This is a genomic window from Lysinibacillus sp. 38-6, assembly GCF_046245175.1.
Lineage (GTDB): Bacteria > Bacillota > Bacilli > Bacillales_A > Planococcaceae > Lysinibacillus.
In genome coordinates this window covers 3,851,738-3,868,321 of sequence record NZ_CP176417.1, presented here as the reverse complement: position 1 = coordinate 3,868,321, position 16,584 = coordinate 3,851,738, and the positions used below count along the sequence as shown (strand labels likewise).

Below are 16,584 nucleotides of genomic sequence, written 5' to 3'. Positions count from 1 at the left end.
CCCTCTATGCTGTCACGTAGCATTACATTTTAACTTGCTTCCTTCAGAAATCCTCCACTTCAATAAGTGCGGATTCATGTCAAGACTTCTTGACTTGAATGTTCCCATCCCCATAGGACTATTCGTAAATGTAAAAGCCTCTTCCTGATTTTTTACCAAGCCAGCCAGCAGCTACATATTTGCGTAATAAAGGACAAGGTCTGTACTTACTGTCACCTAAGCCCTCATGTAATATTTCCATAATGGATAAACAAGTATCTAAACCGATAAAGTCTGCTAATGTTAAAGGTCCCATCGGATGATTCATGCCAAATTTCATAACATCATCAATGGCCTCTTTCGTCCCAACACCTTCATACAATGCATAGATTGCTTCATTAATCATTGGTAGTAAAATACGATTTGCAATAAAGCCTGGGTAGTCATTTACTTCCACTGGTTTTTTGTCTAACTGGACAGTCATTGCTTCAACTGCTTTGTACACTTCATCAGCTGTAGCTAACCCTCTAATAATCTCAACAAGCTTCATAACAGGCACTGGATTCATAAAATGCATGCCGATCACTTGCTCTGGTCGCTTCGTCACCGCTGCAATTTCTGTAATTGGTAAAGATGATGTATTTGTTGCAAGAATAGCATGGGCTGGTGCAATGCTATCTAATTGCTTGAAAATAGATTGCTTGACTTCCATGTTTTCAACAGCTGCTTCGATAATCATATCGACATCACTAGCATCCTTTAAATCTAGTGACATGGTGATACGACCTAAAATCGCTGCTTTTTCGTCCTCTGTTTTACGACCTTTTTCAACATCACGCGTTAAATTTTTCGTAATTACCCCTAATCCACGCTCAAAAAACGCTTGTTGAATGTCATTCAATAACACATCAAAGCCTGCTTGCGCACAAACTTGTGCAATTCCTGAGCCCATCTGCCCAGCACCAATGACCATTACTTTTTGGATTCCCATCATTCATTTCCCCTTTGTTTTTGGTACTTCAATCATAATGGCATCGCCTTGCCCTCCACCGGAGCAGATTGCCGCAATACCGATTCCACCGCCACGACGCTTTAACTCATGTGCCAGCGTTAAAATGATGCGTGCACCAGATGCGCCGATCGGATGACCTAAAGCAACAGCACCACCATTTACATTAACTTTTTCTGCATCAAGGTCTGCTAGTTGATTACTAATAAGCGCAACAGCTGCAAATGCTTCATTAACCTCAATTAGATCAATGTCAGCTAATGATTTCCCTGTCTTTTTAAGCAGTTCATTAATAACAAGACCTGGCGTTTGCGGGAAATCGGCTGGCTCAATCGCAAGCTCTGCATGCCCCATAATGATTGCAAGTGGTTCCCTACCTTCACTTATTGCTCGTTGTTCATTCATTACCACGAGTGCACAAGCACCATCATTAACACCAGGAGCATTGCCCGCTGTAATGGACCCATCTTGTTCAAAGGCTGGTTTTAACTTCGCAAGCGCTTCCAATGAAGTGCTTGGTCTTGGCGCTTCGTCAGTATCTACTATAAGCGCATCCCCTTTACGTTGCGCAATATGCACAGGAACAATTTCCTCAGCAAAATATCCTTGTTCGATTGCCGCAAGCGCACGTTCATGACTGCGCACAGCCCAAGCATCTTGTTCTTGGCGACTTAATGAAAATTCAGTTGCTGCCTTATTGCCATAGCTGCCCATTGGTGGTCTCGCTTTATTGAAAGCACACGTTAAACCATCATAGAGCATTCCATCTACCATTGTTGAATCGCCCATTCTTAGGCCAGTTCGACCGTTTTGAAGATAATACGGTGCGCTAGACATAGACTCCATTCCACCAGCGACAATCACTTCTTCGTCCCCTAAACGAATTAATTGATCTGCTAAAGTGACAGCGCGCATCCCCGACGCACAAACTTTATTAATCGTCTCTGTTTTCACTGCCACTGGCAAATCTGCCTTGAGAGCAGCCTGTCTTGATGGAATTTGTCCTTGCCCACCTTGTAAAACCGTCCCTAAGATTACTTCATCCACTGCATCTGGTGCTAGATTCGCCTTTTCAAGTGCACCTTTTATAGCAATCGCCCCTAAATCACTAGCGCTAAGTGTTGAAAGTGCACCACCAAATTTACCAAATGCCGTTCTTGCTCCCGCTAAAATGACAGCTCTATTCAAGTAAAACACCCCTTTTGTTTTACGTTTCTCGATGAAGTAGCAAAGCAACTATGCGTTGACTGAACGCTCGCTCGACTCTTCCCGATAAAAAATGGGAGTTATGAAGTAACTCCCATTTCTACTTAATCTTATTCTACAAAACAATTAATTATTGTGCAATTTATATTTTTCAGATAAAGAAAATATTTCTACAATAACAATTATTTTTCTGCGCTTAACTCAATATTCTCATTTTGCTCTTGAGATTCCACTGAAGCAACTACTTCCTCTAGCATCTCTTCTGTTACTTCGTCAGCACTATCTGTTACAGCTTTTACTTTTTCACCAAAGACAGAACGCTCTAATAATTCCGCAACATCGAATGTACTAATTGTATCTTCCACTTCTTTTGCCTTCGTACCATCTTCTAACATCGTTAAGCAATATGGACATCCAGAAGAAATAACCGAAGCGTTTGTTGCTAGCGCTTGCTCTGTACGTGCTACGTTAATACGATTGCCAACATGCTCTTCCATCCACATTAAGCCGCCACCTGCACCACAGCACATGGCCGTTTCGCGATTACGTTCCATTTCCACAAGCTTGACGCCTGGAATGCCTCGTAAAATTTCACGCGGCGCATCGTAGACATCGTTGTAGCGCCCTAAATAACAAGAATCGTGGAAGACGATTGTTTCATCTACTTCATAATTCAGTACTAAACGGTTTTCCTCAATCAATTGACTTAGTAGTTCCGTATGATGATATACTTCGCCCTTCCAACCAAAATCTTGATATTCATTTTTAAAGATATTGTATGCATGCGGATCAATCGTTACGATTTTCTTCACATCATTTTTCTCGAATTCATCGATATTGGCTGTCGCTAACTCTTGGAATAAAAACTCATTTCCTAAACGGCGTGGTGTATCCCCTGAGTTTTTCTCTTTATTTCCTAAAATAGCAAACTTCACGCCCGCTTCGTTTAATAGGCGACAGAACGCTAAAGCAATTTTTTGTGAACGATTATCAAAAGCACCCATAGAGCCTACCCAGAATAGGTACTCCATTTCTTCGCCTGCTTTTTTCAATTCTTTCACAGTTGGAATATTGATTGTTGGATCTAGGTCACGCCAGTTTTCTTTTTCTTTTCGGTTTAGTCCCCAAGGATTGCCTTGACGTTCTATGTTTGTCATTGCACGTTGCGCATCCGAGTTTACTTTCCCTTCCGTCATTGTTAAATAGCGACGTAGGTCAATAATTTTATCGACATGCTCATTCATTACAGGACATTGATCTTCACAGTTACGACAAGTCGTACATGCCCAAATCTCTTCTTCAGTAATGACATCGCCGATTAATGATGGGCTGTATATATCCTCGATAACAGCACCTTCAGCACCAGCTGCCATCGCAAGCTGATTGCCCTTTGTGTTAGCAAAAAATTGATATGGCACCCAAGGCTTTTGCTTTGTCACAACCGCACCCGTGAACGTTAGATGATCACGAAGCTTAACGATTAAATCCATCGGTGACAGCATTTTCCCTGTACCTGTTGCCGGACACATATTTGTACAACGGCCACATTCTACGCAAGAATATAAATCAAGCATTTGCTTTTGTGTAAAATCTTGAATTCGTCCTACCCCAATAGACGGAATCTCTTCTTCACTTTCAGCATTTTCACCCGCTTCTTCCAATGCTTCAAAGTCGATTGGTGTTAATGTCCCTGTGCGATCTAAGCGGTTCATATACACATTGAGTGGACTGACAATCAAGTGGAAATGCTTTGATTGCGGTACATAAATTAAAAACGTTAATAAAATTAATAAATGAGCCCACCAAGAAATATAGAAAATCGTTGCTGCTGCACTTTCTGGTAAGAAGCTAAAAATTGCAGCAATGCTAGAAGCAATAGGCTCTGTATATGTTAAACCTTCTCCATGCCAGATAAGGCCCATACCGTTTGCCAGTAATGTTGAAAGCATTAAGCCTCCAATAAAAATTAACACAAGACCATTTTTCCAGCCTCGTTTTAGACGTACTAATTTTTCTACATATCGGCGATAAAATGCCCATACCACCGCTACTAAAATCATTAAAACTACTAACTCTTGGAAAAATGTGAAAACACTATAGAACATGCCTAGTGGTAAATGAGAGCCAGGTGCTAACCCCTTCCATATTAAATCGATAGCGCCTAACTGAACCATCAAGAAGCCATAAAAGAACATTACGTGAATTAAGCCACTTTTAGGATCCTTTAATAGTTTATTTTGACCAAACACATTCACCATTAAATAACGAATACGTTCTTGGACACTTTCATCAAACTCAACCTTTTTCCCTAATTGCACAAATTGATAGCGTGTTTTTAACAGATAGAAAAATAAGCCTACTGCATAAAGCACTACTACGATTGTTAGCACAATATTTGCAATTACTAATGGACTCATGGTTGGTCCCCCCTTTGGTTTGTCATGAATTTTCTCTCTTTGTATTAAATTTTCTAGCTCATACGTAAATGTATGTCATTTCACCACTATATTCACATTCTAATAAATGAGTGAGCATTCAGTCAACATAAAACGAAAATATTATCTGATAATTTTATATTCTTACATTTTATAAGCAAAAAAGCTACCCTGAATTTTCCTTCAAAGTAGCTTTTTTGCATATCGTTTACTCTTAAACTAGGTTGTTATCGTACCATTCCTAGTGTTCACATATTTAAAATATTTATTTAAAAAAAATTATTTTCACGCCATGTAATGGACCATGGCGTTATTTTTTAAAGACTTTCCCACTGCGAATATATTCAATATCCGGTAAATTTAAACGTGCATTGACAACACGTGCTGCAGCAAATAAATAATCGGATAAGCGGTTTAAGTACTTTTGTACAATTGTCGGTACATCCGACACTTCTTTCATTAACGTCACCATTTGACGCTCTGCTCGGCGTGCGACTGTGCGCGCGATGTGTAATGTTGCGGCTGCAGGTGCCCCACCCGGTAATATAAAACGCTCTAATGGTGGCGCTTCATCTGACAATGCATCAATACGTGCCTCCAAAACTTCAATCGGTGCTTCCGCTAGCTTATAATGACGTTCCTTCATCACATTTGCCAAATCGCCACCTGCATCAAAAAGCTCGTGTTGAATTGTTTCTAAATCAACTAAAATATCTTTAAATAATTCACGATCTAATTCACTAACTGCCTTGCCGATAAAAGAATTTAATTCATCGATTGCCCCGTACGTTTCCACGCGTAAACTGTCTTTGTCGACACGGCCACCAATTAAGCTTGTTTTCCCTGTATCGCCCGTTTTTGTGTAAAGTTTCATTGTTTCACTCCTATGCTTTATTTTTATAATTGTGTATGGCCTGCACGGTTGTTTCATACACGCCTTTACCAATAATCTTACCGATATTTGTAATCGGCCCACCATAGCGCATTTCCTCGCCCTTTTGTGTTGCTGCAATCAGTAAACTATCTGTCGCAGTACCCGTAGCAATCGTATCACTACGATGATCTCGAATATTTTGTGCTTGTAATGCCTTTGTTTTTGCTTCGTTCGCTGTCATTAATGCTTGAAAAAATGCCTCTTCCGATAAACAGCCATTGATAATAACCCATGTATTGATAGTACCAATATATGGCGTATCCTGTCTTTCGTGTGTACGAGAGACGTCTACAGCATTGCCTACACCCGCCGTTACGACAACAAACACACTACCAAAAGGAGCACTATATTCATTCAAAGCATAAAGTTGTGTCGGCACAGCTGTTAACATCACAACTGTGCTTGTCGGCGAAAATTGCTCTCTTTGTAAAAAGTCCATAACCTCTTGTTGCACATCATTCACGACATAATCTCCTGCTACAGAGCGATTTAAAAAACAATCATACCATCCAATTCCGGGATTATGAACAGCTGAAGAAACTGTTTTTAATGGGACATTCGTTTTCAGCTGAATATAATCTGTCGTTATGTGAAAATCACTTTTTTCAACTACAGCACGTTGCTGATATTCACTCGATGCTGGCATGATCGTAATTTGCGGTTTAGGTATTTCCGGGTGAGCATAGGTTGTTACTCTCGCCTGATATACTTCCTCAATTTGTGATGCTATTAATACTTTATGCGGTGCACCTAAAGCGCGCACACTGCCATTATCCATTAATAACAATTCATCGCAATAAAGGGAGGCTAAATTCATATCATGGAGCACCATAATAACCGTTAAACCACATTCCATCGCTTCCTTGCGCACCATATCTAAAATTTGACGTTGATGCGCAATATCTAAGTGATTTGTCGGCTCATCAAGCAATAAAACTTCCGCTGTTTGCGCTAAAGCTTGTGCGACAAAAACCCGTTGTTGCTCACCGCCCGATAGAAACTCCATTGAAGTATGCTCATACCTTGTGACACCCGTTTGCTCCATCGCATATTGAACGGCTTGCTCATCTCGCTCTGACCAATGTGAAAAGAAGCCAGTTTGATGTGGGTAACGACCGAGTGATATGGCCTCTCGTACAGTATTTGAAAAGGCATTGGCATGTAGTTGTGGTAGTACCGCCATTTTTTGCGCTAAAGAGCGTGGACTATACGATTTAACATTTTTGCCATCTACTAAAACAGTGCCTGCCGTTGCTGGTAATATGCCGCTTATTACTTTCAATAGTGTAGATTTCCCACTACCATTCGGCCCTAAAATACCAAGAATTTTCCCCTTTTCAACCGTAAAACTAACATCCTTAACAATCGGTACGTCCTCATAGCCACCTGATAGGTGTTCAACGATAATCATACACGTACCCCCTTGCTTCTACGTTGCTTATAGAAAATATACGAAAAGACAGGTGCACCAATAAATGCAGTAATAACGCCAATCGGTAGCTCACGTGGCACAATAATGGTACGCGCCACTAAATCGCAAATAATAAGCAATGTTGCGCCATTTAAAAACGATAATGGCAATAGATGACGATGATCTGAACCCCAAATCATGCGCGTCATATGAGGCACAACTAAACCGACAAAGCCGATTGTACCGGACACAGCAACCGCCGCTCCAGTTAGCATGGAGCCCCCTATTAAAATTAAATATTTGCTACGCTTTACATTAACACCTAAATGCTTTGCCCGTTCTTCTCCATATAACAGCACATTGAGTTCACGTCTTTGTGTCCAAAGAAGTATGGATCCAATAACAACAAAAGGGGTAATCATTTGCACATACGGCCAGCCACGCATCGACACTGAACCTAATAACCAGCCAATTACTTGGCGAAGCTCTTCACCTGATAACGCAATCATTAATGAAATAAGCGACCCTAAAAATGAACTAAAAATAACCCCTGTTAAAATTAGTGTTTCCATTTTCAATGAGCGATCTACTATGCGGGCAAAGCTCATCACAGCTATCATTGTCAGCACTGCCCCCACCATACTAAGCGTTGGCAATGCGTACAAACCGACAACCGGTAGCGAAATGCCGAAAAACAATGTCACGACAGCGCCAACAGATGCGCCTGATGAAACACCTAACGTATACGGATCTGCTAATGGGTTCTTTAATAAGCCTTGGAACGCTGCCCCTGCAATCGCCAGCGAAGCCCCGACTAGTCCTGCTAACAATACGCGAGGCAAACGAATTTTCCATAAAATATTGGCTGCTGTTTCGTCTGCCGCCTTATTCCAGATTACTTCTAACGGAATATGAACAGAGCCTATTGATACGCCACACCAGATGCTAATAATTAGTAGCGCAATGGCTGTCATATAGGCTAAAACTGTTTTACTCACTCAAAAGCCTCAGGATAGATGGCTTTTGCTAACTCTTCAAGACCATCTGCTAAACGTGGACCTTGACGACTTGTCGTATTTTCATCTACTTGTACAATCGCCTTATTTTTGACAGCCGTAATCGTCTCAAAGCCTGCACGTTGTGGAATTTTCGTTACTATATCAGGTACATAATTATATGTAACCACGATGACATCTGGATTTTTTGTAATGATTTGTTCTGCATCAATTTTAAACCAACCATCCGTATCTGCTGCGATATTTTCAGTATGAATCATATCAAGCATTTCCTGCATAAACGTGTTTTTGCCGGGCGTATAAATTTCAGGTTCATCTGATATTTCTACAAAAACTTTTTTTGGCTCTACGTCTTGCAATTTGGCTTGTACTTCTTCAACTTTCGCTTTCATATTCGCAATCGTTTTTTGAGCTTCAGGTAGCTTACCAGTGGCACGCCCTAATTGCTCAATCGTTGTATAAATATCATTAAAATCACTCGCATTTGTTACGACAAATACTTTCACACCAGCCGCTTCAAGCTGATCCATTGCCCCACCTAAAGAAGCCATACCTGATTCATGGGCAAAAACGATATCAGGCTGCAAGGCAATAATTTGTTCAATATTAAATTCCGTACTGCCAACCTTTTCTTTGTCTGCTACCTCTGGCGGATAATCATCATTATCATTCACGCCGACAATTTTATCATTTAAGCCAAGGCCAAATAAAATTTCTGTGTTACTTGGAATAAGGGAAATAATTCGCTCAGGTGGTGCTTCCAGTACAATATCTTTGCCAGTAGCATCTGTTATTGTTACTGGGAACGTTGCTTGTTGTTGTTTTGTCACTTGCTGTTCTTGCGTTTGTGATGCAACTTCTTTATCATTTTTCGATTGTTCTCCACATGCTGCAAGTATGCCAAGTGCCAAAAATGCTGATAAACCTATTTTCCAATACTTTTTCATTGTGAGACCTCCTTTATTTGTACGTACACTCTTTTGCTAGACACTTCTTGATGAAGTCACTCACCATCCGAAAGCTCACCTATGTACTGTTTAACGACAATAGCCATCCAAAACATAAAAAAAACTCTCGTCAGCTTAACGAGAGGCGGTACTTGCACAAAAAAACCACCATCCTATCCTCGTAGGCTGCAATGTATTGTTCTATAAAGGCAGGTCTCCTGGCTCGTGCTCCAAATGCTTTTTCATACCTTCCCAAAAAAATTTCAGTGGCATAAATTGAAAAAACTCACACTTACAGTGGCGGGACCGCATCGGAATTACACCGATTTCCCTTTTCACTTTACTGTCGTAAAGAACCTTTATACTATTCAGTTGATTTTATTATACATGAAAATAGAAACAGATAACGATAAAAAAGAGACGCTATGTGTTAGCGCCTCTTTTTTATAATCGTTGATTTCCGCTGCGTGCGGGCCCTTTCCGCGGGCACATCGTAAGCCGCAACCCTCGCTAGCGCGCGGTCTGTTGCGTCTTACGTTCTGTGCTGTTCCCGCAGGAGTTGCCCGCCCTCCGCTCCAATCAACTCGTGTTGCATTTTGCTCGTAGCAGATAAAGAGTAAAATTATGCACAAATAGTCTTTAAAAAGCGATAATGTCTGCTTTTATCAATTTCAAATGTTGGAATGCCTATTATAGTTGATTTCCGCTGCGTGCGGGCCCTTTCCGCGGGCACATCGTAAGCCGCAACCCTCGCTAGCGCGCGGTCTGTTGCGTCTTACGTTCTGTGCTGTTCCCGCAGGAGTTGCCCGCCCTCCGCTCCAATCAACCAGTATCGCATTGTAAATTGTTTGAGTGCCTGGCACTCAAACAATTATGTAGTACCCTCAAGCATAAAAATGCCCGACACGTATTTGTGTCGGGGCACTATAGTTGCTATTACATTTTTTCCGGTGCAGATACGCCGATTAGACGTAGTGCATTGGCAATCGTCGTGCGAACAGCCGTAATAAGGGCTAAGCGCGCTTCTGTTAGCTCTTTATTCGATGCATCTAACACTTTTTCAGCGTTGTAGAAGCTGTGGAATGCAGCTGCTGTTTCTTGAATGTAATTGGCGATACGGTGCGGTGTACGGTGTTTTGCAGCATCCGCCACTACTTTCGGGAAATCACCAATTTTTTTCAATAAATCAATTTCTTTTTCCGCAGTTAACAGGTTTAAGTTCGCTGTTGATGCAGCAAAGCCTTGTTCAGTTGCTGAACGTAAAATAGAAGAAATACGAGCATGTGCATATTGTGCATAGTACACTGGGTTTTCGTTTGATTGTGATACAGCAAGATCAAGGTCAAAGTCCATATGTGAATCACCCGCTGTTTTCACGAAGAAGTAACGCACTGCATCTAGGCCAACTTCTTCAACAAGCTCACGCATCGTTACGGCATTGCCTGTACGTTTCGACATTTTAAATTTCTCGCCATTTTTATATAGTTGCACCATTTGGATCACTTCTACTTCAAGTGTGTCACGGTCATAGCCAAGTGCTTGAATAGCCGCTTTCATACGTGGAATATAGCCGTGGTGGTCAGCTCCCCAAATGTTAATTAATTTATCAAAGCCACGAACAATTTTGTCCTCGTGGTAGGCAATATCAGGTGTAAGATATGTGAAAGAGCCATCATTTTTAATTAAAACACGGTCTTTGTCATCACCAAACGTTGTTGAACGGAACCATGTAGCGCCATCTTCTTCAAATACATGTCCATTTGCTTTTAATTTATCTAATGCTACTTCAATTTTGCCGTTTTCATATAATGATGTTTCAGAATACCATACATCAAAATTCACGCGGAAGTTCGCTAAATCTGTTTTCAATTTATCTAATTCTAATGCAAGACCATGTTGACGGAAAAATGCAAAACGTTCTTCATCCGATTTCGATAAAATGGAATCACCATGCTCGCTCGCTAATTTACCTGCAATGTCAATAATATCTTGACCATGGTAGCCATCCTCTGGCATATCCGCAGCAAGACCTAAAGCTTGCTTATAGCGCGCTTCAAGGGAGTAAGCTAAGTTATTAATTTGATTACCTGCATCGTTAATATAGTACTCACGAGATACGGCATAACCCGCCATATCTAATACATTACACAATGAATCGCCTACAGATGCTCCACGTGCATGACCTAAGTGAAGGTCACCCGTTGGATTTGCTGAAACAAATTCAACTTGCACTTTTTCACCGGCTCCAGCGTTTGATCGACCATAATCAGCACCTTGTTCAAGGATAGCTGTTACCACACCTGTTAAGAAATCTTTACGAACCGTAATATTCATAAAACCAGGACCTGCAATGTCGATTTTCTCGATATCCGTACCAGCCGTTTCAAGGTTTTCTAAAATAGCCTCTGCAATTGCACGTGGTGGCTTTTTCGCTAATTTCGTTAATTGCATGGCAATATTTGTTGCATAATCACCATTTGCTTTGTCCTTTGGTGTTTCAAGGTGAATCGTTAACTCTGTGCCAACTTCGACTAAGCCTGCTTTTTCAACAGCTTGTGCAATGGCCGTCTTAATGGCTTGTTGTACTTGTTCTACTGCGTTCATCATTGTACCTCCGTAAATGTTATGTCTAATGTATAATTGCCAACGTTTTGTCCACCCATTAGTAAGTCATACTGCACATGGAAATCGCCACGCATCTCCTGTCTAGAAAATTGCATGTTTTTCGTTTGTGTAGCAAGTGGCATTGAACCAAATTCACTTTCATAATGGCCTATTTGTTGTTCAAAAATATTGAGTGGTAAGCGCATCTTTACTGCTCCTGCGCGCATAATAAGTGCCCGTTCTTTGTCTAACTTCATCGTCGTGCGGATTGTTTTGTCATCCTGCATCTCTTCATATTTTAAATATAGGGAATCTGCTTTATTTATTAGCTGCCCATCTAACCACATTTCAATGGTTTCGGACTCCCCATCAATCGGACGAATCGTCGAAATGAGCTTAATGTTCACTTGCGATTTTACTTCGTTCACCATCATGGATTACTCCCTTTTTATCTTTTTACTATAACCTTTTTATTATAGGTTAAATGTCTACTTTTTTTCAAGATAGAAGTGAGGAATGTTTTCAAGGATTGGCATTATAGGCAAAAAGATTTACTATTACTTATAGATCATCATGAAAGGATACTACAAAAGATGTTATTACATATTTTTGTCAGCTTCTGCATTACTTTTACATTAATTATTTTAACGTATTGGCCATTTGCGCATCCGGCGCCAAAAGATTCATTAATTAAAGATTTCAAACCAATTATTGTCGGTATTTCTTTTGGCCTAACAGGTCTTATACTAAGCGGCATTTCGTTAGGCTATTTAGAAGGGACGCTTATCAACATACATATTGTACCGCTTCTTTTTAGTGGCCTGATTGGTGGCCCGTGGTCGATGTTAATTAGTGGTATTATTATGGCTTTAGCAAGCTTAATTATCATCCCTACCCAATCCATCCTGTCTATCACGAGTTTATCGAACATTAATTTACTAATCATTTCTATCGGTCTTGCACTTTTTGCATTAAAAAAGCCCGTGACGCTTCGCACATTAGTTGTTTACTTTTATAGCTTAACACTGGAAATTACAGTGATGTTAACAGTGGTTGTTTCTTTACCTGCTATGCTAAAACTGGAAGTTATTTTTGGCTTTATTGCCTATGTCTTAATCACATTTTTCACAATCTATATTGTTATTAAACGTATACAGGCGACAAGCGAAAAAATACAGCTAATCAATCGGCTGAAGGAAAAAGATTATTTAACTCAGTTGCCAAATAATTTAGCGATTCGCTCCTTTGCACAAGGGATGGCTTTAGAAACAGATAATTTTTCAGTGCTCCATTTTGATGTCGATGATATGAAGGAAATTAATATTAAGTATGGGCATTTAGCTGGTGATGAAATTATTAAGCAACTTGCCACTATCATTAATAATTATGTTGAAGCAATAAACGGCATTGCCGCACGTGTGGCAGGGGAAGAATTTTATATTATATTAAAAGATGCCCCACCCGCTATCGCTCTCTATCACGCTGAAAAACTCCGCTATCAAATTGCTAATCATGCATTTAAAATCGATCATGGACAAACTACTTCATTAACGGTTTCTATCGGCATTAGCTCAAGTCCTGATAACGCATTAGAGTTTAATGAACTTGCGATTATCGCCGTACAAGTGACAACCGATATTAAAGAGTTGGGCGGTAACCGCGTAGTGCATGCAAATAATATTGAAAAGATGAATGAAATCTCGACATAAAAATCAGCGAAACTTTTGCAGCAAATGCAAATGTCTCGCTTTTTTGGTATATTTATAGTTAATTTATGTAATTTTCAATCTATGAAATGAGGATTGCTCTATGTTAACACTTCATAAAATTCAAGCTGCCAAATTAAAACTTGCTCCTTATATTTACGAAACACCTGTTATTCGCTTACAAGGTCTGGACGAATTGTTACATTGCAATGTATCCATTAAAGCTGAAAATATGCAAAATACGAACTCTTTTAAATTACGTGGTGCTCTTACAAAAATGCTCTCGATGCCCCTTGAACAATTACAGCAGGGCGTTGTGGCGGCTTCGTCAGGCAATCATGGAAAAGGGGTTGCCTTCGCAGCAAAACAATTAAACATTCCAGCAACAATCGTGTTACCCGATACTGCACCACAGATTAAAGTTGAAGGTATACGAGAACTTGGTGCAAACGTTGTCCAATGCAAGCTTGCCGAAAGACACTTCATGACGGAAAAACTTAGCATAGAGCACGGTTATGCCATTATTCATCCTTACGATGATTACGATATTATGGCTGGTCAAGGAACAGTAGGATTAGAAATATTACAACAACTTCCTCATGTCGATGCAATCGTTGTGCCAATTGGCGGCGGCGGATTGATAAGCGGTGTCGCCACAGCGGTAAAGGCTCTAGCTCCCCATGTCAAAATTATCGGGGCGGAACCAGCTGTCGTCCCACGCTATTCAGAAAGTATACAAGTAGGACAACGATTGCTTGTAGAGGAGCAAAAATCTTTAGCCGACGCACTGCTAACTTTACAACCTGGCGAGCGTAACTTCCCGATTGTCGAGAAACTGGTCGATGATATTGTTCGTGTAGACGAGGCTTCGATAGTAAGTGGCATGAAGACTTTACTACTGAAAGGCAAAATCATGGCTGAACCCTCTTCAGCTATCGGTATTGGGGCCGCTCTTCAAGGGATATTACCTGTCGCTAAAAGCGATCATGTTTGCTTCCTTATTTCAGGTGGCAATGTAGGATTAAATCAAATACAGCATTTATAAGGAGGTTATTGCTATGAAGCAAGTATTAATAGATAAAGAACCTATTGGACATTATTCACCAGGAATCATTAGTAACGGGAATTTGTATATTTCGGGGCAAACTTCAGTAGATCCTTCTACCGGCAAACCGGCAGAAGGTGGAATCCACGCTGAAACGTTCATGGCGCTGCAAAAAATGGAGGTTGTACTGCAAGCAAGCGGTCTTTCAAAAGAGGCTGTTGTGATGTGCCGAGTTTATATTACTTCCTCTGATTTATGGGCAGAAGTAAATGAAGCCTATGCACAATTTTTCGGCTCTCATAAACCTGCGCGTGCCATTATTCCCATTAAAGAATTAAGCCACGGCTGCTTAATTGAATTGGAGGCCATTGCTGAGCTTTAAAATATTACGACTATCCAAGAGAATGAGTATAAATCAATCGTTATTAAAGCCAAGTTTATAAAATATCTTACATTTTATCTAAACAGCTTGTAGGTGATATTTATGATAAAAATCGATACATTCATTGCCATCGAAACAAAAAGTCATTATTCCCATACGATGGAACAGCTTCAACAGGAATTTATTAGTATTCAGAGTAACGATGCGCTACAAATCCTTGCAAAAAATTTAAGGAAAAGTAAAGGTCATTTTTTACATGGGGCTATTATTGTAGAAATCGACGGTGTACCTATTACGTCGTTGTTTGATTGGGATGATTGTGACTTACTATGGCCCGGGTTTTTAACGATGGTTATCGATTACTTACGTGATGGATTTGGTGAAACATCAATCTCTTTGAATGATATTCAATGGACATTAGAAAAAATTAGGACAAAGCCAAATCATTTAGTCATTTTTTCGTCAAAGCGTGGTATGGGGGCTATTACTAAAGGCATTTGCACTGAACAAGACTTTCTTCAAGCAGTCTTGTTCAGTGCACATCAATACTTAACGTTAAGACAACAAGACACACGAACATATACGTTAAATGGCATGGCTGAAAAATATCATTTTCTGTGCCAGGCACTCAAACAATTTTGAAAATTTGAGTACTAGCTAGATAAGGCATACAACGTAAGACGCAACAAGCCGCTAGTTAGCGCGAGTTGCGCCTTACGTTTTTTAAGTGCCAGGCACTCTTACAATCCCCATTTCTCGTCCTATTTTCTTCATTTTACTTATGGCCGTATTGAGTTGCTCTATTGTATGTGTAGCCATCACCGTAATACGCAGCCGACTTGACCCTTTCGGCACAGTGGGTGGTCGAATTGCTGGAATAAAGATACCTTCTTCCATAAGTTTCTCAGAAAATTGCATAGCTTCATGAGAACCTCCAATAATAAGAGAGATAATGGCTGTTTCCCCTCCTCTCACTTCAAATCCACATTGCGCTAATTGCAAACGTAAGTACTGCGCATTTTTCAGCAATTGAGCCCTTCGCTCTGGCTCATTCTGAACAATGGAAATGCCTTCTCGCGCTGCTTCAATCGCACTTGGAGATAAAGCAGTTTGGAAAATAAATGATCTGGCGTTACTTAGCAAATAGTTCTTTGCAATGGATGATGTCGCCACAAATCCACCCTCTGCACCAAGCGCTTTACTTAACGTACCTACTGTAAAATCAATATCATCTTTTAATCCATAATAATCTGCCGTACCCCGACCATCATTGCCTAGAACCCCTGTTGCATGCGCATCATCAATCATTATGTAAGCTTTGTATTCCTTAGCTAGCTCTACTATTTCTGGAAGTGGCGCAATATCACCATCCATACTAAAAACACCATCTGTTACAATCAACTTTTTCCCAGCCCCATGTGATTGCCTTAATTTACGCTCTAAATCCACCATATCCGCATGTTCATAAACAATTGTTTTAGCATGACTTAATCGACAACCTTCTATAATGCTCGCATGATTCCAGGCATCAGAAAATATAACATCTCCTGTCTTCATTACACTCGAAATCACACCAATGTTCGCTAAATATCCACTGCTGAATACAATGGCCGCTTCAGCCTTTTTAAAATCTGCAATTGCCGCTTCAAGCTGATCATGAATATCGAAATTTCCAGTCGTTAGTCGTGAACCCCCAGCCCCAGTACCGTATTTCAAAATACCTTCAGTCGCTTTCTTTTTCAAACGACTATCTGTTGCAAGCCCTAAATAGTTATTAGATGAAAATAAAAGAAATTGCTTACCATTTATCACAACCTCGTTTTCATTTCCAGTTGAAAACGTTCGTAACTTCCTTGTCAATCCTTGCTCTTCAATTAATTGTAGTTCCCTTCGCAACCAATCATCCATGT

Annotated in this window: 14 protein-coding genes and 1 riboswitch; of the genes, 4 read left to right on the top strand and 10 right to left on the bottom strand. The window is 40.3% G+C overall.

Going from position 1 to position 16,584, the window contains the following annotated elements; genetic code table 11:
- Positions 1 to 118: 118 nt before the first annotated feature.
- The 9 genes from ACKVEV_RS19575 to ACKVEV_RS19535 all read right to left on the bottom strand — a co-directional run bounded on the left by ACKVEV_RS19575 (position 119) and on the right by ACKVEV_RS19535 (position 11,975).
- Entirely contained in the window at positions 119 to 970 is an 852-nt protein-coding gene (locus ACKVEV_RS19575) for a 3-hydroxybutyryl-CoA dehydrogenase (protein ID WP_409370594.1), read from the bottom strand.
- 3 nt (positions 971 to 973) lie between these two features.
- A complete protein-coding gene (locus tag ACKVEV_RS19570) occupies positions 974 to 2,176 on the bottom strand; it encodes an acetyl-CoA C-acetyltransferase (protein WP_409367875.1) in 1,203 nt (400 codons plus the stop codon).
- Positions 2,177 to 2,376: 200 nt separating this feature from the next.
- Positions 2,377 to 4,611 (bottom strand): (Fe-S)-binding protein, encoded by a 2,235-nt coding sequence (locus tag ACKVEV_RS19565; RefSeq protein WP_409367874.1) that lies wholly within the window; start codon positions 4,609 to 4,611, stop codon positions 2,377 to 2,379.
- Positions 4,612 to 4,939: 328 nt separating this feature from the next.
- A complete protein-coding gene (locus ACKVEV_RS19560) occupies positions 4,940 to 5,503 on the bottom strand; it encodes a cob(I)yrinic acid a,c-diamide adenosyltransferase (protein ID WP_409367873.1) in 564 nt (187 codons plus the stop codon).
- A gap of 10 nt (positions 5,504 to 5,513) precedes the next feature.
- A complete protein-coding gene (locus ACKVEV_RS19555; protein ID WP_409367872.1) occupies positions 5,514 to 6,974 on the bottom strand; it encodes an adenosylcobinamide amidohydrolase in 1,461 nt (486 codons plus the stop codon).
- Positions 6,971 to 7,948 (bottom strand): FecCD family ABC transporter permease, encoded by a 978-nt coding sequence (locus ACKVEV_RS19550; protein WP_409370593.1) that lies wholly within the window; start codon positions 7,946 to 7,948, stop codon positions 6,971 to 6,973. Before ACKVEV_RS19550 ends, ACKVEV_RS19555 begins: the two co-directional genes overlap by 4 nt.
- A 20-nt stretch (positions 7,949 to 7,968) precedes the next feature.
- Complete coding sequence (locus ACKVEV_RS19545) at positions 7,969 to 8,937, bottom strand: ABC transporter substrate-binding protein (protein ID WP_409367871.1); 969 nt, start codon at positions 8,935 to 8,937, stop codon at positions 7,969 to 7,971.
- A 190-nt stretch (positions 8,938 to 9,127) separates the two neighbouring features.
- A riboswitch (cobalamin riboswitch) is annotated at positions 9,128 to 9,313 on the bottom strand.
- A 560-nt stretch (positions 9,314 to 9,873) separates the two neighbouring features.
- Positions 9,874 to 11,541: an arginine--tRNA ligase gene (argS, locus tag ACKVEV_RS19540; RefSeq protein WP_409370592.1), complete on the bottom strand. Its 1,668-nt coding sequence runs from the start codon at positions 11,539 to 11,541 to the stop codon at positions 9,874 to 9,876.
- Positions 11,541 to 11,975, bottom strand: a complete 435-nt coding sequence (locus ACKVEV_RS19535; RefSeq protein ID WP_409367870.1) for a DUF1934 domain-containing protein — start codon at positions 11,973 to 11,975, stop codon at positions 11,541 to 11,543. The genes argS and ACKVEV_RS19535 overlap by 1 nt, the downstream gene beginning before the upstream one ends.
- Before the next feature lie 159 nt (positions 11,976 to 12,134).
- On the opposite strand from ACKVEV_RS19535, the gene ACKVEV_RS19530 reads away from it, so the two are divergent.
- The 4 genes from ACKVEV_RS19530 (at position 12,135) to ACKVEV_RS19515 (ending at position 15,316) form a co-directional block, all read left to right on the top strand.
- Positions 12,135 to 13,250 carry a GGDEF domain-containing protein gene (locus tag ACKVEV_RS19530; protein ID WP_409367869.1) on the top strand — a complete coding sequence of 372 codons (1,116 nt, stop codon included), beginning with the start codon at positions 12,135 to 12,137 and terminating at the stop codon, positions 13,248 to 13,250.
- A 100-nt stretch (positions 13,251 to 13,350) separates the two neighbouring features.
- A complete protein-coding gene (locus tag ACKVEV_RS19525; protein ID WP_409367868.1) occupies positions 13,351 to 14,292 on the top strand; it encodes a threonine/serine dehydratase in 942 nt (313 codons plus the stop codon).
- A 13-nt stretch (positions 14,293 to 14,305) separates the two neighbouring features.
- A complete protein-coding gene (locus tag ACKVEV_RS19520; RefSeq protein WP_409367867.1) occupies positions 14,306 to 14,674 on the top strand; it encodes a RidA family protein in 369 nt (122 codons plus the stop codon).
- Positions 14,675 to 14,776: 102 nt separating this feature from the next.
- The gene (locus tag ACKVEV_RS19515; RefSeq protein WP_409367866.1) at positions 14,777 to 15,316 is read left to right on the top strand and encodes a hypothetical protein; all 540 of its coding nucleotides are present in this window, start codon (positions 14,777 to 14,779) and stop codon (positions 15,314 to 15,316) included.
- 81 nt (positions 15,317 to 15,397) lie between these two features.
- Here ACKVEV_RS19515 and bioF read toward each other — a convergent pair whose 3' ends face one another.
- The gene (bioF, locus tag ACKVEV_RS19510; protein WP_409367865.1) at positions 15,398 to 16,582 is read right to left on the bottom strand and encodes an 8-amino-7-oxononanoate synthase; all 1,185 of its coding nucleotides are present in this window, start codon (positions 16,580 to 16,582) and stop codon (positions 15,398 to 15,400) included.
- Positions 16,583 to 16,584: the final 2 nt, after the last annotated feature.